This is a genomic window from Photobacterium sp. DA100, assembly GCF_029223585.1.
In the GTDB taxonomy this organism is placed as follows: domain Bacteria; phylum Pseudomonadota; class Gammaproteobacteria; order Enterobacterales; family Vibrionaceae; genus Photobacterium.
The window spans coordinates 171551-189877 of sequence record NZ_CP119423.1 but is presented as its reverse complement, the minus strand read 5'-3'; the positions used below and the strand labels follow the sequence as shown (position 1 = coordinate 189877).

The following is an 18327-nucleotide window of genomic DNA, read 5'->3' as shown; positions in this document are numbered from 1 at the left end:
TTAGACATAGATCATATTCTATGGCAGCTCAAAATCCTAGCACCTAACATCTGGTCGATCCAATGATTCCCGGGCGGAATGTCCAACACCAGAGGGGAATATCGTGGCCAGGAGGATAACTCCCAGTGCGACTTACCAGCGCCGCGGGCCAAAGCATACAGATTGGGTATAAAGCAGGGAAAACGTGGAATAAAAAACGGGCATAAAAAAAGGGATGCTTGCGCATCCCCTTTTTCGAAATTCATCTGGCAATTACTTGCTAGAAAGCGCACCGAAACGCTTGTTGAATTTGTCGATACGACCACCAGAGCTAACCTGACGCTGCTTACCAGTGTAGAATGGGTGACACTTGTCGCATACATCAAGGTTGATGTCTTTACCCATAGTAGAGTTAAATACGAAAGTGTTGCCGCAAGAACAACGTGCGTTTACTGCAGTGTACTCTGGGTGAATACCTTGTTTCATGGGATAACCTCAAAAGTAAGGCCGTGTCGCTCTCCCGATCCAAAGCCGGGCACCACACGTCGTTAATAACAAGCGTAACGGCTACATTGCCAATACGCCAAATTCAGGCGGCGTATAGTAATCAATCGCGCAGCCCAGATCAACCGATATGCGCCTTTTTTCGCCGCTTTGCCGCCTGACGCCGGGCAAGGTACACTTCTCTATCTTAGTAAATACGGATTTAGCCGGTTAGATATGACGCCCAACATTGCCCGAGTGGCCCTTCCTGTTCCCCTGGACAAGCAATTTGATTATCTGGTCAAGCCCGGCCAGCAGCCTGTCGTCGGCGGACGGGTCAAAGTGCCGTTCGGGCGCCAGCAACTGGTCGGGATCGTGATGGCACTGACCGATACCTCCGACTTTGCCATCAACCAGCTCAAGCCGATCCACACCGTGCTAGATTCGGCTCCGCTGTGGGAGCCCAGCCTGTTCAAGCTGCTGACCTGGGCCAGCCAGTATTACCAATACCCCCTGGGTGACAGCTTGGCCAACGCCATGCCCGCTTTGCTGCGCAAGGGCCGCGAGGCCGCCCCCTCGGCCCTGAAGATGTGGCAGTTGACCGAGAGCGGCCACAACCAGCCGCTGACCGCCCTCAAACGCGCCCCGCGCCAGGTCCAGGCCCTGACCATGCTGCGCCAGGGCGCACTGAGCCACGAAGCCTTGCTGGCTGAAGAGGTCAGCAGTACGACCCTCAAAGCACTGGCCGATAAAGGCTGGATCGAAGCCATCGAGCAAACCCCCGCCCTGCGCCACTGGCAGTCTCAGTTTGCCGTCACCGAGGAGAAGCCCCGGCTCAACGAAGAGCAGGCCCTGGCCATTGCCAGCGTCAACGCCAACCCGGATTTCGGCTGCTACCTGCTCGAGGGCGTCACGGGCTCGGGCAAGACCGAGGTCTACCTCAACCTGCTGGAGCCGGTGCTGGCCGCCGGCAAGCAGGCGTTGATCCTGGTCCCCGAGATAGGCCTGACCCCGCAGACCATCAACCGCTTCCGCCGCCGCTTCAATGTGCCGCTGGAAACCGTCCACTCCGGACTCAACGACACCGAGCGTCTGTCAGCCTGGCTCGCCGGCCGGGATAACCAGGCCGGGATCATCATCGGTACCCGCTCGGCGCTGTTCACCCCGCTTGCCAACCTCGGCATTATCATTGTCGACGAGGAGCATGACGCCTCCTACAAGCAACAGGACAGCCTACGCTACCATGCCCGGGACTTGGCGGTGATGCGCGCCAGCCAGGCCAACATCCCCGTTGTCCTTGGCTCGGCCACCCCGGCGCTGGAGACCCTGCACAACGCCAAGAGCGGCAAGTACCACCACCTGATCCTGTCGCGCCGGGCAGGCTCGGCGCAGGCCGCCCGCCACGGCGTGCTCGACGTCAAGGGGCAGTACCTCGAGGCCGGGTTATCCGCCCCGCTGATCGCCCGGATGCGCCAGCACCTCGAGGCGGGCAACCAGGTAATGCTGTTTCTCAACCGCCGCGGTTTCGCCCCGGCGGTGATCTGCCATGACTGTGGCTGGCTGGCCGAGTGCCAGCGCTGCGATGCCTACTACACCTTCCACCAGCAGAGCGGCGAGCTGCGCTGCCACCACTGTGCCACCCAGCGGCCGATGATGCACCATTGCGGCCAGTGTGGCTCGACCCAGCTCAACGCGGTCGGGGTCGGGACCGAGCAGCTCGAGCAGCAGCTCGAGGCATTGTTCCCAACCTTCAGGACGGTACGCATCGACCGCGACAGCACCCGGCGCAAGGGCAGCCTCGAGAACTACCTCGAGGCGATTCGCAACAACGAATACCAGATCTTGATTGGCACCCAGATGCTGGCCAAGGGGCACCATTTCCCCGATGTCACCCTGGTTGCCCTGCTTGATGTCGACAGCGCACTGTTCAGCAACGATTTCCGGGCCAGCGAGCGCCTGGCGCAGCTGTTTATCCAGGTTGCCGGGCGCGCGGGCCGCGCCAGCAAGCCCGGAGAGGTGGTCCTGCAGACCCACCACCCGGAACATGCCCTGCTGCAGTCCCTGCTCTACAAGGGCTATGACCACTTTGCCGCCGAGGCCCTGAGCGAGCGCAAGCAGGCCTGGCTGCCGCCCTTTACCTACCTCGCCCTGCTTCGGGCCGAGGCCAACCAGAGCGAGCTGGTCGAGCAGTTCCTGCAGCAGGTTCGGGGGATTTTCGAGACCAGCCCTGTCGCCAGCCAGGATACCCAGGTGATGGGCCCCAACCCGGCCCCGCTGGCACGCCGGGCGGGGCGCTACCGCTGGCAGCTGCTGTTGCAAGCACCGAGCCGCAGGGCGCTGCAGCAATGGCTGTCGGTAGCCAAGCCGGCGATTGCCTTGCTGCCCCTCGCCAAGAAGATCCGCTGGTCAATTGATGTCGAACCGCAAGATTTAACTTAAAATGAACAATGCGACGTACATCACATATCGGATGTAATTTATGCTGTTTAAAGCATGTTTAATCCCCGGCAGACAGCCTACAATAACAAGCTCGCTGGCTCAGGTATCGGCCGTTTTGGCCATGATCCCCCAGCGGCAAAAGAGAGAAAAATAAATAGAGAGGAACCTTAACTATGGCGACAATGAAGGATGTTGCCCAGCTCGCCGGTGTCTCGACGGCCACGGTTTCCCGTGCCCTGATGAACCCGGAAAAAGTGTCAGCCTCGACCCGGAAAAAGGTCGAGCAGGCTGTCATGGATGCTGGCTATTCACCCAATTCACTGGCTAGGAATCTACGTCGCAACGAATCAAAAACCATCGTCACTATCGTACCCGATATCTGTGATCCCTATTTCACCGAAATCATCCGCGGTATCGAAGAAGCGGCAATGGAACATGGCTACCTGGTCCTGCTAGGCGATAGCGGGCAACAGAAAACCCGCGAAAATTCATTCGTAAACCTCGTATTCACCAAGCAAGCTGACGGAATGTTGCTGCTCGGCACCGACCTGCCCTTTGATGTCAGCAAACCCGAACAGAAAAACCTACCACCGATGGTGATGGCGTGTGAGTTTGCGCCGGAGCTCGAGCTGCCAACTGTCCATATCGATAACCTGACCGCCGCCTTTGAGGCCGTCAATTACCTGACCCAGATGGGCCACAAGCACATCGCCCAAATCGCCGGTCCGGACAGTGCTGCCCTGTGCCAGTTCCGCTCGCAGGGTTACCAGCAGGCGCTGCGCCGTGCCGGGGCCGAGTTGAACCCCGCGTATACCGTCAAGAGTGATTTCAGCTTTGCCGGTGGTGCCCGGGCCGTCACCGCACTGCTGTCGCTTCCGGAGCCACCAACCGCGCTGCTGTGCCACAACGATGTCATGGCCATTGGTGCCATGCAGCAAGCCAAGCGCCTGGGCTTCCGCGTACCGCAAGATCTGTCGATTGTCGGCTTCGATGACATCCAGTTTGCCGAGTACTGCGATCCGCCGCTGACCACGGTCTCCCAGCCGCGCTATGAGATCGGCCGCCAGTCGATGCTGATGCTGCTCGATATCCTCAAGGGCAAAGATATTGCCTCCGGCTCGCGCCTGCTTGATGCCAAACTGGTCATCAGGGAAAGTGCCGCGCCACCGGCCAATTAACCCTAACCAGCCATATTGGCAGATTTTTTAGGGCAAGCTCACAAAACCCATGCCTTACGGTGCAACCTGAAAGTCAGGATGCATCGCAAGGTCTGGTCAGAGCTGACGCAAATTTGTACCATAGGTTTATTCTAATCACCTTATACTGATCAACACCGTGGCTACCAAAGATTACGTCAAACGCGGCCGAGCCGCCGCCAAGAAACCCCGTGGCAACCGCAATCAAGCCCCTAGCAATGGTTTCCCGTTCAAATGGGCCGCAGTCGCCCTGTGCTTGGTCGGAGCCCTGGGCTATGGACTGTATTTCCTGTCCGCCAACCCGGCGCCCCCATCCCAGCCGCAAACCAGCCCACCGGCAACCAGCCCACCGGCAACCAAACCCGAGCCGGCCAAACCGGTCAAACCGCAGCCGGTGACCACGCCAAAGGCGACCAAGCCGCTACCGCCGAAGCCGGAGGAGAAGTGGCGTTACATCGAAGAGCTGGAGAACAAGGAAGTCCAGGTTGAAGCCAAGAAAGAGCAGGCCCCTACCCGCCCGTACTTGATGCAATGCGGCGCCTACCGCAGCGAGAGCCAGGCCGAAGAGCGCAAGGCGATGATTGCCTTCCAGGGGTTGACCAGCCAAGTCAAGGTTAGCCAGGGCGAAAAAGGCAACTGGTACCGGGTGGTGCTCGGTCCATACCCGCAAAAACGCAAGGCCGAGAGTGATCGCAACCAGCTGCGCCGGGCCGGTATCGAGCCGTGTGCGATCTGGTTCTGGGAGTAGCCTCGCTGCAGCTTGAAAAAGGATGCCTTCGGGCATCCTTTTCTTTTCCCCCTTGAAACTTCTCTCCCCCGTCCCCAGATCTGCAATATATCGAGACCGGCATATTGGCCGGAGCAGACCAAAAGAGGTAAGACCGTGACAACTATCGTATCTGTTCGTCGAAACGGTAAAGTCGTTATCGCTGGTGATGGCCAGGTGTCCCTGGGCAACACCGTTATGAAAGGTAACGCCCGCAAAGTACGCCGTCTATACAACAACAAAGTGCTGGCTGGCTTTGCCGGCGGTACAGCGGACGCCTTCACCCTATTCGAACGTTTCGAGCGCAAGCTGGAAATGCACCAAGGCCACCTGCTAAAAGCCGCAGTGGAACTGGCAAAAGACTGGCGTACCGACCGTATGCTACGCAAACTGGAAGCCCTGCTGGCCGTCGCCGACGAGACCGGCTCGCTGATCATCACAGGTAACGGTGATGTGGTTCAGCCTGAAAACGACCTGATCGCCATTGGCTCAGGCGGCAACTTCGCCCAGGCCGCAGCAACAGCCCTGCTGGAGAATACCGATCTCAGCGCCCGTGAAATCGCCGAGAAATCACTGAAAATTGCCGGTGATATCTGCGTCTTCACCAACCACTTCCACACCATTGAAGAGCTTGAAGAGAAATAAGGAAGGGCTATGTCTGAAATGACTCCTCGCGAAATCGTCCATGAGCTTGACCGCCACATTATCGGTCAGGACAAAGCCAAGCGTGCAGTGGCCATTGCCCTGCGTAACCGCTGGCGCCGCATGCAGCTACCTGAAGAGCTGCGTGTCGAAGTCACCCCGAAGAATATTCTGATGATCGGCCCAACCGGTGTCGGTAAAACCGAAATCGCCCGTCGCCTGGCCAAACTGGCCAACGCACCGTTCATCAAGGTCGAAGCCACCAAGTTCACCGAAGTAGGCTACGTGGGTAAAGAAGTCGAAACCATCATTCGCGATCTGACGGATGTCGCAGTGAAGATGACCCACCAGCAGGCGATGGAAAAAGTGCGCTTCCGCGCCGAAGAACTGGCCGAAGACCGTATCCTGGATATCCTGCTGCCGCCGGCACGCGATGCCTGGGGCCAGAACGAAGAAGCCGACAACAACTCTTCGGCCCGCCAGTCATTCCGCAAAAAGCTGCGTGAAGGCAAGCTGGATGACAAGGAAATCGAAATTGATGTTGCCGCCCCGCAAATGGGTGTCGAGATCATGGCGCCTCCAGGCATGGAAGAGATGACCAACCAGCTTCAGGGCATGTTCCAGAACCTGGCTGGCAACACCACCAAGAAGCGCAAGATGAAGATCAAGGACGCGATGAAAGCCGCGACCGAAGAAGAAGCCGCCAAGCTGGTTAACCAGGAAGAGCTCAAAGAGCAGGCGATCTTCGCGGTCGAGAACAACGGTATTGTGTTCCTCGATGAAATCGACAAGATCTGTAAGCGTGGCGACACCTCCGGCCCGGACGTGTCGCGCGAAGGTGTACAGCGTGATCTGCTGCCGCTGGTTGAAGGCAGCACGGTATCGACCAAGCACGGCATGGTGCGTACCGACCACATCCTGTTCGTGGCCTCAGGTGCTTTCCAGGTGGCCAAGCCATCCGACCTGATCCCTGAGCTGCAGGGCCGTCTGCCGATCCGTGTAGAGCTGGAAGCCCTGACCAGCAACGACTTCAAGCGCATCCTGACCGAGCCGAATGCGTCTCTGACCGAGCAGTACAAAGCCCTGATGGCAACCGAGTCGGTGGACATCGAGTTTGCCGAGAGCGGGATCAACAAGCTGGCCGAAGCGGCATGGCAGGTGAACGAACGTACCGAGAATATCGGTGCCCGTCGCCTGCACACGGTGATGGAACGTCTGATGGAAGAGCTGTCTTACGACGCTTCTGAGAAATCCGGCGACAAGATTGTGATCGACGATACCTACGTGACATCACGTCTGGGCGAGCTGGTCGAAGACGAAGATCTCAGCCGCTTCATCCTGTGATCCATCCCGGCGCATGACAACAAACGGCACCCCCAGCGGGTGCCGTTTTTTTGTTCTCAAACAAACAAAGTGGCGATAAAGTTGCCCCCTGCTACAGTTACGCCATAATAAGCACCTACTCGGTTATCGGTAAATCACATTATGAAATCATCTTCTCTCACAGTTTGGCTCGATGCGGCAAGGCCGAAGACCCTGCCCCTGGCCATCGCCTCAATTGTTTGTGGTAGTGCAGTAGCAGGATGGCAAGGAAGTTTCTCCGCAGTCATAGCAGGCCTGGCCCTGTTGACCGCTCTGTTATTGCAAATTCTCTCCAACCTGGCCAATGACTACGGTGACGCGGTAAAAGGCACGGATAACGACCAGCGATTGGGGCCGCAGCGCGCTATCCAATCTGGCCTGGTCACCCCTGGAGCCATGCGCAAGGCGATGATCCTCAATATTGTCCTGACGGCAATCAGCGGCCTGAGCCTGATCTTCATCGCGACCAACAACCTGCAGGATATGGTTGGTTTCATGCTGCTCGGCCTGATGGCGATTGTCGCCTCAATCGCCTACACCGTTGGCAATAAGCCCTACGGCTACCGTGGCTTGGGCGATCTTTCGGTATTAATGTTCTTCGGTTGGCTGGGTGTCGCAGGAACCTATTACCTGCAGGCCGGACAGATTGATTCGATCATTATGCTGCCGGCAACGGCCTGTGGCCTGCTGGCCGTGGGCGTGCTCAATATCAACAACCTGCGCGATATCGACAACGATCGCGAGTGCGGAAAACTGACTCTGGCCGTTCGCATGGGGCCGGAATGGGGCCGCAAATACCACCTTTTCTTGCTGGTTGGCAGCGTGCTGTGTCTGGCACTGTTTGCCTTGCTGGAGCTGCATTCGCCGTTCGGCTGGCTGTTTATCCTCAGTGCCCCGCTGCTGTTCAAGCACGGCAAACAGGTACTGCAATCGGCTGACGGTGCGGCCCTGCGCCCGATGATGGCGACCATGGTCAAATGCGCTTTGCTGACCAACTTGCTGTTCGCCGCGGGGGTGGTGCTGGCTGCCGCCTAAGTAACCATGCTAGCGGCAAGGATATCTCCTTGTGCGAAAGCTTATTAACTGGTTATACTTTCAACAAGTTAAGTTTGGCCGCGCCAGCCAGCGGCCAACCAACCCTTTTCAATTGCCACAGAAGAAACGCGCTTATGGAATACAATACGTCCGAGTTATGCGATATCTATCTCGACAAAGTTGACGTCGTCGAACCCATGTTCAGCTCCTATGGCGGTCGTAGCTCCTTCGGCGGCCAAATCACCACGATCAAATGCTTCGAGGACTGCGGGCTGCTCCGCACTGCGCTGCAAGAGCCGGGGGCCGGCCGAGTATTGCTGGTCGATGGCGGCGGATCGCTGCGCCGGGCTCTGCTGGATGCCGAGCTAGCCCAACTGGCGGCCGATAACGAGTGGGAAGGGTTGATCATTTATGGCTGTGTCCGCCACGTGGATGATCTCGACGAGCTGGATATCGGGATTCAAGCCATGGCCTCGATCCCTGTCGGTGCCGATGAAAACGGCATCGGCGAAATGGATATCGCCGTCAATTTCGGTGGGGTCACCTTCCTGCCGGAAGATCATATCTATGCCGACAATACCGGTGTGATCCTATCCCCCGAGCCGCTGGATATCGACTAGCGACGGGACATCACCAGGACCATAAAAAAACAGAGCCGGCCGGCTCTGTTTTTGTCTCTACTGACAGACTCATTGGCTGCCCGGCAAATAGCACTTATTCAACGTGCTCCATTTTGCCCAGCAACGCACGAACACGCTCCTGCCATGCCTGATGGTCATTGCGCAGTTTGTTGTTCTCTTGCTCCAGCTCTTCACGGCCAGAACGCAGTGCCTGCGCTTCGCCAGCTAGGCTATCATTTTTTTCTTTTAGTTCTTCAATTTCCATCTGTAGCAGAGAAATTGTATCAACAGCCATTTGTACTTTGGCTTCCAGCTTTTCCAACATTTCTAATGACATATTGTCCACCTGTATTCAGCCTATCAGTTTGCCCTAACCGTTTAAGGCAACGTTCCACAGGCACATTTACGATTAATTACCACCTATTCTAACGAGGCTGCCGCCTTCTGACATCTACAAATACCATGCTTTGTCGTAAATGGGGAAATTTTGCACGAATTTAATCAAATCCTTGCTTTCCATATGCTTGCGCTCCCTCTGGAGTGGACTCCAATAGCGCTTGGCAAAAGAAATGAGCAAGCCGTGCAAAAATCAGCCGGCCTCGCAGCCAAATGCTTAGAATTGCGATCAAACTCTATTTTAATGCACCAGCAGCGTGCTAATTTTTATCTTGATCGTATCTCTCTTGGAATTTTCCAAGAATTTGCCCCTCTGGCACATCCGACCTTTTTAGGTCGGATTTTTTATTCTATAAACAAACACATACCACCAAAGCACATTTTTACCCCGCCCCTCCAATTACGCAACAAGTAGCAATGGGGATTTTTCCCGCTAAACGGCAATCGTTTGCGCGAACGCGCAAAAATCAAAACCATTTTATGCTCGAACGCACACTTTTCGCGCGACCCAATTTTATTCTTTGTGGATTCGAGTACATTAGCCACACATAAATACAAAAAAAGCTATACCCCTACGACATTGACAAAAGGACTGAACATGACTACCCAAAAACAACATACCCTGCTCGGCGAATGCCTGGCCGAGTTCATTGGTACTGGGCTTCTGATCTTCTTCGGCGTCGGCTGTGTCGCCGCCTTGGTACTGACCGGAGCCGAATTCGGCCAGTGGGAAATCAGTATTATGTGGGGCCTTGGCGTTGCCATCGCCATCTACTGCACTGCTGGCGTCTCCGGCGCCCATATCAACCCAGCCGTCACCATTGCCCTTGCCCTGTTCCACGGATTCGATAAGCGCAAAGTACTGCCATACATTGCTGCCCAGCTACTCGGGGCTTTCTGTACCGCAGCACTGATCTACAGCCTGTACAGCAACCTGTTCGTTGAATTCGAAGCCGCCAACGGCATTGTCCGAGGTAGCGAAGCCAGCCTGGCGACTGCCGGCATTTTCTCTACCTACCCGCATGCAGCGCTGTCATTTGCCGGTGCCTTCGCGGTGGAATTTGTGATCACCGCGGTACTGATGTTTGCCATCTTGGCAATTGGTGATGAGAAAAACGGCGCACCACGTGGCGCAATGGGCCCGCTGCTGATCGGTATCTTGATTGCGGTTATCGGTGGCTCACTCGGTCCACTAACCGGTTTTGCGATGAACCCAGCCCGTGACTTTGGCCCTAAATTCTTCGCCTTCCTAGCTGGCTGGGGTGATATGGCCCTGACCGGTGGTAAAGATATCCCGTACATGATTGTACCTATCCTTGCCCCTATCATGGGTGCCGCCTTCGGTGGTTGGCTATACCCGAAAGCCATCGGCGCCTACTTGCCAGGCAACCGCTGCACCCTGCCGAACCAGTGCGAAGACACGGCAGAAGAAGCCGCAAACGCCTAGTAACAAATTCATAAAACTAGAACATTATCGGCCTGCCCCCGCACAGGCCGATCCGAACACCACACTCTACTACCCTTATATAATGACAATGAGAGGAAACCGTTATGACTACTGAGCAAAAGTACATTGTTGCACTCGATCAGGGTACGACCAGCTCCCGTGCCGTGGTGCTTGATCACAACGCCAACATTGTGTGCTCGTCACAGCGTGAATTCACCCAAATTTATCCCAAGGCTGGATGGGTCGAGCATGATCCTCTAGAAATCTATGCAACCCAGAGCTCAACGCTAGTTGAAGCCCTGGCCAAAGCAGGGATCCGCTCAGACCAAGTCGCTGGTATCGGTATCACCAACCAGCGCGAAACCACCATTGTCTGGAACAAGAACACAGGTAAGCCGGTTTACAACGCCATTGTATGGCAGTGCCGCCGTACTGCAGATACCTGTGAAGAGCTGAAAAAAGCCGGCCTGGAAGAATACATCCGCGAAAACACCGGTCTGGTGGTCGACCCTTACTTCTCAGGCACTAAAATCAAGTGGATCCTCGACAATGTCGAAGGTGCCCGCGAAGAAGCCGAAGCCGGTAACTTGCTGTTCGGTACCGTTGATACCTGGTTGATTTGGAAGATGACTCAGGGACGTGTACACGTTACCGACTACACCAACGCCTCACGCACCATGGTGTTCAACATCAACACCCTGGAGTGGGACGAAAAACTTCTCAAAGCGCTGGATATTCCGCTTTCTATGATGCCGGAAGTGAAATCGTCGTCTGAGGTCTACGGCGAAACCAACATCGGTGGTAAGGGCGGCACCCGTATCCCAATCGCCGGTATTGCCGGTGACCAACAAGCAGCCCTATTCGGCCAGATGTGTGTGGAACCAGGCCAGGCCAAGAACACCTACGGGACGGGCTGTTTCCTACTGATGAATACAGGTAAGGAAAAAGTGACCTCGCACAACGGCCTGCTGACCACGCTGGCATGCGGCCCTAAAGGCGAAGTGGCTTACGCCCTTGAGGGTGCGGTATTTATGGGCGGCGCCTCTATCCAGTGGTTACGCGATGAAGTGAAATTGCTTGATGACGCCAAAGACTCCGAATACTTCGCCGAAAAAGTCGGTAGTGCCAATGGGGTCTATGTCGTTCCTGCATTCACCGGCCTTGGCGCCCCATACTGGGACCCATATGCCCGTGGTGCTATCGTCGGCCTGACTCGTGGCGTAAACAGCAACCACATCATCCGTGCAACGCTGGAAAGTGTCGCCTACCAGACCCGAGACGTACTGGATGCGATGCAGGCTGACTCCGGCATCAAGCTGGGTACCCTGCGCGTCGACGGTGGTGCCGTGGCCAATAACTTCCTGATGCAGTTCCAGTCAGACATCCTTGATACCGAAGTCCATCGTCCCGTGGTTACCGAAGTCACCGCACTGGGCTCCGCCTACCTCGCGGGTCTGGCTGTTGGCTTCTGGGGCAGTATTGATGAGCTGAAAGACAAAGCGGTATTGGATCGCAAGTTCGTCGCCTGCAACGACGATGGCAAGCGTAACCGCCGTTACAACGGCTGGAAGCGCGCGGTCGAGTGTGCCAAAGGCTGGGCGGTCGAAGACGACATCTAAGCCGAAGCAACCCTCGCATTACCACGTTCCCCATCAAGGCCTGCGCAAGCGGGCCTTTTTTTTGCCAACACGCCGCGAAACGGCAAGAAATAAACATTTTTGCGCTAACGCAAACGTTTCCTTGCAACCTGTGTTAGAATCGCCGCCAGATTTATTCGGGCCTGTAGCCTACAGGCCCTAGCCCACTGATTTCTATTTCTGGAGTAATCATGAAACGCGATTTGGCGATGGCATTTTCCCGTGTCACTGAAGGCGCTGCGCTGGCTGGCTACAAATGGCTAGGCCGTGGCGACAAGAATGCAGCAGACGGTGCTGCGGTTGAGGTTATGCGTTCACTGCTTAACCAGACCGAGATTGAAGGTGAAATCGTTATCGGTGAAGGCGAAATTGATGAAGCACCTATGCTTTACATCGGTGAGAAAGTGGGTACTGGTGGCGACGCTGTTGATATTGCGGTAGACCCTATCGAAGGGACCCGCATGACAGCGATGGGCCAGAACAATGCCCTGGCGGTACTGGCTGCCGGCGAAAAAGGCTCTTTCCTGAAGGCGCCTGACATGTACATGGAAAAACTGGTTGTCGGCCCGGGAGCCAAAGGCGCGATTGATCTGAGCAGGCCGCTGGCAGAAAACCTGGAAGCTGCTGCGGCGGCGCTGGGCAAGAGCTTGGACAGCTTGGTCGTGATCACGCTGGCTAAACCGCGCCACGATGCGGTTATTGCCGAGATGCAGGCCATGGGTATCCGCGTCTACGCCGTGCCAGACGGTGACGTTGCGGCATCAATCCTGACCTGTATGCCCGACAGCGAAGTCGATATCATGTACTGCATCGGCGGCGCGCCTGAAGGCGTGGTATCAGCAGCGGCTATCCGCGCGCTGGGCGGAGACATGCACGGTCGCCTTCTTCCTCGCCACGAAGTGAAAGGCGACACACCAGAAAACCGCGATCACGGCCAATTGGAAATTGACCGCTGCCGCGAGATGGGTATCGAGCCGAACACCGTACTACGTATGGAAGACATGGCGCAGAGCGACAACGTTATCTTCGCCGGTACAGGTATCACCAAAGGTGATCTGCTGGACGGCATCAGCCGTCAGGGCAACATCGCGACCACAGAAACCCTGCTGATCCGCGGCAAGTGCCGGACTATCCGCCGTATCAAGTCGACCCACTACTTGGATCGCAAAGACGACGCGATCAAGGGCCACATCCTGTAAGTCGCAGATACCGCTATCTAGCGCGCCGTTTGGCGCGCTTTTTTATATCCGCATATCCAAAGCATCCCTCCCCTCCCAGCTTCTCGATGCCTGAAGGTTTTTGACTTTGTAAAGTTGTTGCTTTATTTAGCAAGCTGGCTACATAATTAACTATGCAAATTTGTTACCTGGGGCGGCCATGAAAACCATCGACAAAATACTCTACCGAATGAAGCGTGAAGGGCCGGTTACCGCCAAAATGCTGGCCGAGGACTTCCAGCTCACTACCATGGGAGTACGCCAGCACCTACAGGGTCTGGAAGAAGATGGCCTGGTCGACTTCGAGGACATCAAAGCCAAAGTCGGCCGGCCAACCCGCCATTGGCACCTGACCCAAAAAGGGCACCGCCGTTTTACCGACCGCCATGGCGATCTGATCATTCAAATGCTTGATTCTGTCGAAGAGTTGTTTGGCCCGGATGGACTGAGCAAAGTTGTCGATCGGCGAGAGGCTCAAACCTTTGAACAATACCAAACCCAATTGGCCGGGGTGGAAAATATCGCAGAAAAACTGCAAATCCTGACTACACTCAGGGAGCGGGAAGGTTACATGGCCGAGCTTCATCAGGACGGTGAAGATTTCGTGCTGATTGAAAACCACTGCCCGATATGCCACGCGGCCCAACGCTGCCCTTCACTGTGCCAGTCCGAGCTGGCTGTTTTCCAGCGCTTGCTGGGCAGCGAATACCAGGTCAACAGACAGGAACACATCATTGCCGGAGAGAGGCGCTGTGCGTATCGAATAATAAAATCATAACGAGGAGAACATTATGGCTGACTGGATCCCTGCAGAGGTCATCAAAAACCGCCACTGGAACAACGACTTGTTCAGTCTTGTGCTGCAAGCCAATATCGAGCCCTTCAAGGCTGGCCAGTTCACCAAGCTGGGGCTGGAGATCGACGGCAAAATGATCCAGCGGGCCTACTCTTTCGTTAACCCTCCCTCGAGCAATCAGATCGAAGTGTACGCCACCCGGGTGGCCGACGGTCTGCTGTCCCCCCGGCTCCATGCCCTCGAACCGGGTCAGCAGGTGTTCATCTCCGCCCGGGCCAACGGCTTCTTCACTTTGGAGGAGGTTCCTGACAGCGATCACCTATGGTTGCTGGCAACCGGTACCGCCATCGGCCCATACCTCTCCATCCTGCGCGAGTCCGCGGCCTGGCAGCGATTTCGCAAAATCGTGCTGGTCCATGCGGTACGCTTTTCGGCTGATCTGAGCTATCAGGCCGAGATCAACGCACTCAAGGAGCTGTATCCGGAGCAATTGATCGTACAGCCCTTCGTCAGCCGAGAGCCGGCTCCCCCGGCTCTGCCGGGCCGTATCCCCCAGGCCATCGAGGATGGCATGCTGGAACGCCATGTCGGCCTCGCCCTAACGCCCGAGCAAAGCCAGATAATGCTATGCGGTAACCCGGAGATGGTCCGGGAAACCAAGGCGGTATTGGAGCAAAAGGGCTTTAGCAAAAACCTGCGCCGCCAGCCCGGTCAAATCACCACCGAACACTACTGGTAAACCACCACCTGCAGGCTCGGGTAACCGGGCTTGCCCTTTCCCTTCTTGGCAAAATGTGGCTTTGTCTCATTCCTGAGCCAGTTTATCGCCCTGTTGACAACTAACTTTATTGCATAGCAACCGAGCGGATAAACGCCACATCTGTCCGCGCGCAAATGTTTTTTGCCGTAAGGGGAAGCACGATGCAAACACTGCCACCGTTTGATGAGTTGAAAGCCATGGCCGAGAATGAGCCGGAGAAACTCGAAGCCCTCCGGCTGGCGATGAGCGAGGAGGTCATCCACAATGCCAGCAGCGAGATGCAGCCCCGGCTGCGGGCTCAGATGAGCCATATCAATCACGTGATTGCCAAAGGCAAGAACCCGAACCATACCAATATCATGCTGATGGCAGAGTTGCAGCAACAGCTCAAACGGTTCGCCCAGGCACTGAATGCCCCAGAGACCCTGACCGAGCACCAAGCGGATATCACGCCCTTCCGCCGGCCAGAGTCAACAGATCAGTCCGTCAGCAGCTGACTTTAAGGAAACAGTCGCTGTCCATATCACGGATATCCACCGTCAGGCTGTTGATGGTACTGGCATGCTGTTCTAGAGCGCTCATCAGGGCGCGGGATAATTCGCGCTTGACCTCGGCGCTGCGGCCGGAGAGCATGGTCAGCTCGATATGGATGAAGGTATCGAGATCGCGGTTCTCGCCCACCAGCCAGTTATGGCAGCGATAGCTGCGCGATTTCACCGACTCAGGCTCGAAGACCCCGCACTCGAGCAAAATGGTATGTAGATCATCGAGAAGCCCTGGAATATTGACCCTCTCGACGACAGGTTCGGCATACTCCATCACTAAGTTAGGCATCCGCTCCTCCTTGCGCTTTACACTTCACTTATTTTGACCGGAAAAAGCCATACCTGGCATAGCTTTATCCTGAAATGGGCCTCAACCTTAGCGGATCTTCTCCCACGACGCCAAAGATACAGGCTATATTTCAATCACGGATCACTGTCTTTTTTTTCCCCGCCATGATGCGATTCGCACCAGAGTGAAAAAAATTCCCGCGTAGCGGTTCACTTTTGCCGGGGAAAAGGGTACAACCGAGCACTGATATGATTTCGGACAGGAAATTGATTTCCTAAGCTGTGGTAATGTTGGCGCTGCTTTCGGTGTTAACAGATAAGACCGCAAGCAAACCCGGCCAGTGATACTCTATAGCCTAGTGTTTAGCGCCGCCTACAACGGGTTGTCCCCGGGGCTGTATGCTAAGCTATTGAGTATTTTTTAAGTCAATTTGATATGGAGAAAAGCTATGCGCCATCCTGTGGTTATGGGTAACTGGAAGCTTAACGGTAGCAAAGAAATGGTATCTAACCTTCTTAAGGGCCTTGATGCTGAACTTAAGGGCCTTGAAGGTGTAGACGTTGCCGTTGCGCCACCAGCTATGTACCTTGACCTGGCTGAGCAACTGATCGGCAAAGCTGAGAGCAAAATCATCCTAGGTGCACAGAACGTTGACGTTAACGCTAGCGGTGCATTCACTGGCGATATCTCTCCAGAGATGCTGAAAGACTTTGGTGCAAGCCACATCATCATCGGTCACTCTGAGCGTCGCGACTACCACAACGAGTCTGACGAGTTCGTTGCTAAGAAATTCGCGTTCCTTAAAGAGCACGGCCTAACACCTGTACTATGTATCGGTGAGTCAGAAGCACAAAACGAAGCGGGCGAAACGGTCGCTGTTTGTGCTCGTCAAATCGACGCAGTGATCAACACCCAGGGCGTAGAAGCGCTTGAAGGTGCGATCATCGCTTACGAACCAATCTGGGCTATCGGTACCGGTAAAGCAGCAACCGCTGAAGATGCACAGCGCATCCACGCAGCTATCCGCGCTCACATCGCTGCGAAGAGCGAAGAAGTGGCGAGCAAAGTTGTGATCCAGTACGGCGGTTCGGTTAAGCCAGAAAACGCAGCAGCTTACTTCGCCCAGCCAGATATCGACGGCGCGCTAGTGGGCGGTGCAGCGCTTGACGCAGCAAGCTTTGCAGCAATCGCGAAAGCAGCGGCTGAAGCGAAAAAATAATCCTGTTCTTGGCTAAGAGCAAGACATTAAAAAAGCTACCCGAGGGTAGCTTTTTTATTACCTCAAATTAGCCAAAGGCTTTTATTCGGTACAAAAAAACCGGCCGCAGCCGGTTTTTTTACGTCAAGGGAAGTCCCTTAGAACAGCTTGTCAGCCAATGCGTAAAGATCTTTACGGACTGGGCGCTTCATGTTCTCGATAGCGTCGATGATGTCGTGGTGAACCATCTGCTCGTTCTGGATACCCACACAACGGCCGCCGTGACCTTCCATCAGCAGCTCAACCGCGTAGGCACCCATGCGAGATGCCAAGATACGGTCGAAGGCTGTTGGCTGGCCGCCACGCTGGATGTGGCCAAGAACGGTTGCACGCGTTTCACGGCCGGTTTCGTCCTCGATGTACTTCGCCAACTCGTTAGCATCCGTCATCAATTCCGTCAGGGCAATAATCGCGTGCTTCTTGCCTTTGTAGATCCCTTCTTTGATCTTCGCTAGCAGCTCTTCTTTGTTCAGGCCCGTTTCTGGTGTGATGATGTACTCACAACCGCCGGCAATTGCAGACATCAGAGTAAGATCGCCACAGTGACGGCCCATCACCTCAACGATCGAGATACGCTGGTGAGAAGAAGACGTGTCGCGCAGACGGTCAATCGCATCGATAACCGTGTTCAGCGCCGTCAGATAACCGATTGTGTAGTCAGTACCTGCAACGTCGTTATCAATTGTGCCCGGCAAACCGATACATGGGTAACCCATCTCAGTCAGCTTCTTCGCACCCATGTACGAACCGTCACCACCGATCACAACCAATGCGTCGATACCGTGGATCTTCAGGTTTTCGATCGCTTGCTGGCGAACTTTCTCTTCCTTAAACTCAGGAAAACGAGCAGAACCCAGGAATGTACCGCCTCTGTTGATGACGTCTGATACGCTTGAGCGAGTCAGTTTTTCAATACGGTTCTGGTGCAGGCCCTGGTAGCCGTCGTAAACACCGTAAACTTCTAGGCCTTCAGACAATGCTGCACGAACAACACCGCGAACAGCCGCGTTCATACCAGGTGCGTCACCACCACTGGTCAATACACCAATCTTCTTAATCATGGTTACCCTCTGACTTTGGGAAATGAAAATTCAAATCCGACATGAGTGGCCAAGGTTCCCCCTCTCGGCCGCAGGGCCATCACCGACCCTACCTCATGAAAACTGTAACTTTCCTACTAATGTAGGAGTATTACAATTTTGATAAAAAAATTTGTTGATTCATATCACGATAGCCTGCAACTGCACCATGACGCGGGGAATATCGCCGCTTCATACCGCTACCGAGAGCTACAAAACAGTTAGCCTATGGGCTGGCACCGCAAGCACCATTGCGCTTGGCCGACATACCGCTACTTCTTCAGTATAACGGCTGGCACCAGAGCCTCCAGTTGTGCCAAGTAAGGAGGAAGACCGCGGGTGACTGTGAACTCATCCTTGATAATCACACCTGACATCATG

General features: G+C 55.3%; 19 protein-coding genes. 15 read left to right on the top strand and 4 right to left on the bottom strand.

Annotated features, from left to right (window positions below; translation table 11 throughout):
- Window positions 1–252 precede the first annotated feature (252 nt).
- Window positions 253–465 (bottom strand): 50S ribosomal protein L31, encoded by a 213-nt coding sequence (rpmE, locus tag PTW35_RS00940; RefSeq protein WP_008988141.1) that lies wholly within the window; start codon window positions 463–465, stop codon window positions 253–255.
- Window positions 466–699: 234 nt separating this feature from the next.
- Here rpmE and priA point away from each other — a divergent pair, with 234 nt between their 5' ends.
- From priA to rraA, 7 genes are all read left to right on the top strand, one after another.
- On the top strand, window positions 700–2901 hold the full coding sequence (gene priA / locus PTW35_RS00935) for a primosomal protein N' (RefSeq protein ID WP_281026176.1): 2202 nt from the start codon (window positions 700–702) through the stop codon (window positions 2899–2901).
- A 173-nt stretch (window positions 2902–3074) separates the two neighbouring features.
- Window positions 3075–4079: a DNA-binding transcriptional regulator CytR gene (cytR, locus tag PTW35_RS00930; RefSeq protein WP_039469068.1), complete on the top strand. Its 1005-nt coding sequence runs from the start codon at window positions 3075–3077 to the stop codon at window positions 4077–4079.
- 157 nt (window positions 4080–4236) lie between these two features.
- Window positions 4237–4845, top strand: a complete 609-nt coding sequence (locus PTW35_RS00925; RefSeq protein WP_281026175.1) for an SPOR domain-containing protein — start codon at window positions 4237–4239, stop codon at window positions 4843–4845.
- 135 nt (window positions 4846–4980) lie between these two features.
- On the top strand, window positions 4981–5508 hold the full coding sequence (gene hslV / locus PTW35_RS00920; protein ID WP_281026174.1) for an ATP-dependent protease subunit HslV: 528 nt from the start codon (window positions 4981–4983) through the stop codon (window positions 5506–5508).
- Between the two features lie 9 nt (window positions 5509–5517).
- Window positions 5518–6849: an HslU--HslV peptidase ATPase subunit gene (gene hslU, locus PTW35_RS00915; RefSeq protein WP_044622350.1), complete on the top strand. Its 1332-nt coding sequence runs from the start codon at window positions 5518–5520 to the stop codon at window positions 6847–6849.
- Between the two features lie 141 nt (window positions 6850–6990).
- Window positions 6991–7902, top strand: a complete 912-nt coding sequence (locus tag PTW35_RS00910; RefSeq protein ID WP_281026173.1) for a 1,4-dihydroxy-2-naphthoate polyprenyltransferase — start codon at window positions 6991–6993, stop codon at window positions 7900–7902.
- Between the two features lie 134 nt (window positions 7903–8036).
- Window positions 8037–8522 carry a ribonuclease E activity regulator RraA gene (gene rraA, locus PTW35_RS00905; RefSeq protein ID WP_281026172.1) on the top strand — a complete coding sequence of 162 codons (486 nt, stop codon included), beginning with the start codon at window positions 8037–8039 and terminating at the stop codon, window positions 8520–8522.
- A 94-nt stretch (window positions 8523–8616) separates the two neighbouring features.
- Here rraA and zapB read toward each other — a convergent pair whose 3' ends face one another.
- Window positions 8617–8859, bottom strand: coding sequence for a cell division protein ZapB (zapB, locus tag PTW35_RS00900; protein ID WP_281026171.1), 243 nt, complete (start codon window positions 8857–8859; stop codon window positions 8617–8619).
- 150 nt (window positions 8860–9009) lie between these two features.
- On the opposite strand from zapB, the gene PTW35_RS00895 reads away from it, so the two are divergent.
- The 7 genes from PTW35_RS00895 (at window position 9010) to PTW35_RS00865 (ending at window position 15272) form a co-directional block, all read left to right on the top strand.
- Window positions 9010–9333, top strand: coding sequence for a hypothetical protein (locus PTW35_RS00895; protein WP_281026170.1), 324 nt, complete (start codon window positions 9010–9012; stop codon window positions 9331–9333).
- Between the two features lie 183 nt (window positions 9334–9516).
- Complete coding sequence (locus tag PTW35_RS00890) at window positions 9517–10365, top strand: MIP/aquaporin family protein (RefSeq protein WP_039458638.1); 849 nt, start codon at window positions 9517–9519, stop codon at window positions 10363–10365.
- A 104-nt stretch (window positions 10366–10469) separates the two neighbouring features.
- On the top strand, window positions 10470–11984 hold the full coding sequence (gene glpK, locus PTW35_RS00885) for a glycerol kinase GlpK (protein WP_044622346.1): 1515 nt from the start codon (window positions 10470–10472) through the stop codon (window positions 11982–11984).
- Between the two features lie 209 nt (window positions 11985–12193).
- Window positions 12194–13201: a class II fructose-bisphosphatase gene (gene glpX / locus PTW35_RS00880; protein WP_281026169.1), complete on the top strand. Its 1008-nt coding sequence runs from the start codon at window positions 12194–12196 to the stop codon at window positions 13199–13201.
- A gap of 178 nt (window positions 13202–13379) precedes the next feature.
- On the top strand, window positions 13380–13997 hold the full coding sequence (locus tag PTW35_RS00875; RefSeq protein ID WP_281026168.1) for a metalloregulator ArsR/SmtB family transcription factor: 618 nt from the start codon (window positions 13380–13382) through the stop codon (window positions 13995–13997).
- A gap of 13 nt (window positions 13998–14010) precedes the next feature.
- Entirely contained in the window at window positions 14011–14754 is a 744-nt protein-coding gene (locus PTW35_RS00870) for a ferredoxin--NADP reductase (RefSeq protein WP_281026167.1), read from the top strand.
- 182 nt (window positions 14755–14936) lie between these two features.
- Window positions 14937–15272 (top strand): DUF3135 domain-containing protein, encoded by a 336-nt coding sequence (locus PTW35_RS00865; RefSeq protein WP_281026166.1) that lies wholly within the window; start codon window positions 14937–14939, stop codon window positions 15270–15272.
- On the opposite strand, the gene PTW35_RS00860 is transcribed toward PTW35_RS00865, so the two are convergent.
- Complete coding sequence (locus tag PTW35_RS00860) at window positions 15262–15609, bottom strand: 5-carboxymethyl-2-hydroxymuconate Delta-isomerase (RefSeq protein WP_281026165.1); 348 nt, start codon at window positions 15607–15609, stop codon at window positions 15262–15264. The two genes, PTW35_RS00865 and PTW35_RS00860, sit on opposite strands and share 11 nt — an antisense overlap.
- A gap of 448 nt (window positions 15610–16057) precedes the next feature.
- On the opposite strand from PTW35_RS00860, the gene tpiA reads away from it, so the two are divergent.
- The gene (gene tpiA, locus PTW35_RS00855; protein ID WP_281026164.1) at window positions 16058–16828 is read left to right on the top strand and encodes a triose-phosphate isomerase; all 771 of its coding nucleotides are present in this window, start codon (window positions 16058–16060) and stop codon (window positions 16826–16828) included.
- Window positions 16829–16965: 137 nt separating this feature from the next.
- Here tpiA and pfkA read toward each other — a convergent pair whose 3' ends face one another.
- Entirely contained in the window at window positions 16966–17928 is a 963-nt protein-coding gene (gene pfkA, locus PTW35_RS00850; protein ID WP_281026162.1) for a 6-phosphofructokinase, read from the bottom strand.
- Window positions 17929–18327 lie beyond the last annotated feature (399 nt).

What these genes read in the sequence shown, in the direction of transcription:
- tpiA (WP_281026164.1), top strand. Translation starts at nt 16,058, where the DNA reads ATGCGCCATCCTGTGGTTATGGGTAACTGGAAGCTTAACGGTAGCAAA.
- glpK (WP_044622346.1), top strand. Translation starts at nt 10,470, where the DNA reads ATGACTACTGAGCAAAAGTACATTGTTGCACTCGATCAGGGTACGACC.
- PTW35_RS00870 (WP_281026167.1), top strand. Translation starts at nt 14,011, where the DNA reads ATGGCTGACTGGATCCCTGCAGAGGTCATCAAAAACCGCCACTGGAAC.
- pfkA (WP_281026162.1), bottom strand. Translation starts at nt 17,928, where the DNA reads ATGATTAAGAAGATTGGTGTATTGACCAGTGGTGGTGACGCACCTGGT.
- PTW35_RS00860 (WP_281026165.1), bottom strand. Translation starts at nt 15,609, where the DNA reads ATGCCTAACTTAGTGATGGAGTATGCCGAACCTGTCGTCGAGAGGGTC.
- priA (WP_281026176.1), top strand. Translation starts at nt 700, where the DNA reads ATGACGCCCAACATTGCCCGAGTGGCCCTTCCTGTTCCCCTGGACAAG.
- rpmE (WP_008988141.1), bottom strand. Translation starts at nt 465, where the DNA reads ATGAAACAAGGTATTCACCCAGAGTACACTGCAGTAAACGCACGTTGT.
- rraA (WP_281026172.1), top strand. Translation starts at nt 8,037, where the DNA reads ATGGAATACAATACGTCCGAGTTATGCGATATCTATCTCGACAAAGTT.
- PTW35_RS00910 (WP_281026173.1), top strand. Translation starts at nt 6,991, where the DNA reads ATGAAATCATCTTCTCTCACAGTTTGGCTCGATGCGGCAAGGCCGAAG.
- hslU (WP_044622350.1), top strand. Translation starts at nt 5,518, where the DNA reads ATGTCTGAAATGACTCCTCGCGAAATCGTCCATGAGCTTGACCGCCAC.
- PTW35_RS00875 (WP_281026168.1), top strand. Translation starts at nt 13,380, where the DNA reads ATGAAAACCATCGACAAAATACTCTACCGAATGAAGCGTGAAGGGCCG.
- zapB (WP_281026171.1), bottom strand. Translation starts at nt 8,859, where the DNA reads ATGTCATTAGAAATGTTGGAAAAGCTGGAAGCCAAAGTACAAATGGCT.
- cytR (WP_039469068.1), top strand. Translation starts at nt 3,075, where the DNA reads ATGGCGACAATGAAGGATGTTGCCCAGCTCGCCGGTGTCTCGACGGCC.
- PTW35_RS00890 (WP_039458638.1), top strand. Translation starts at nt 9,517, where the DNA reads ATGACTACCCAAAAACAACATACCCTGCTCGGCGAATGCCTGGCCGAG.
- PTW35_RS00865 (WP_281026166.1), top strand. Translation starts at nt 14,937, where the DNA reads ATGCAAACACTGCCACCGTTTGATGAGTTGAAAGCCATGGCCGAGAAT.
- glpX (WP_281026169.1), top strand. Translation starts at nt 12,194, where the DNA reads ATGAAACGCGATTTGGCGATGGCATTTTCCCGTGTCACTGAAGGCGCT.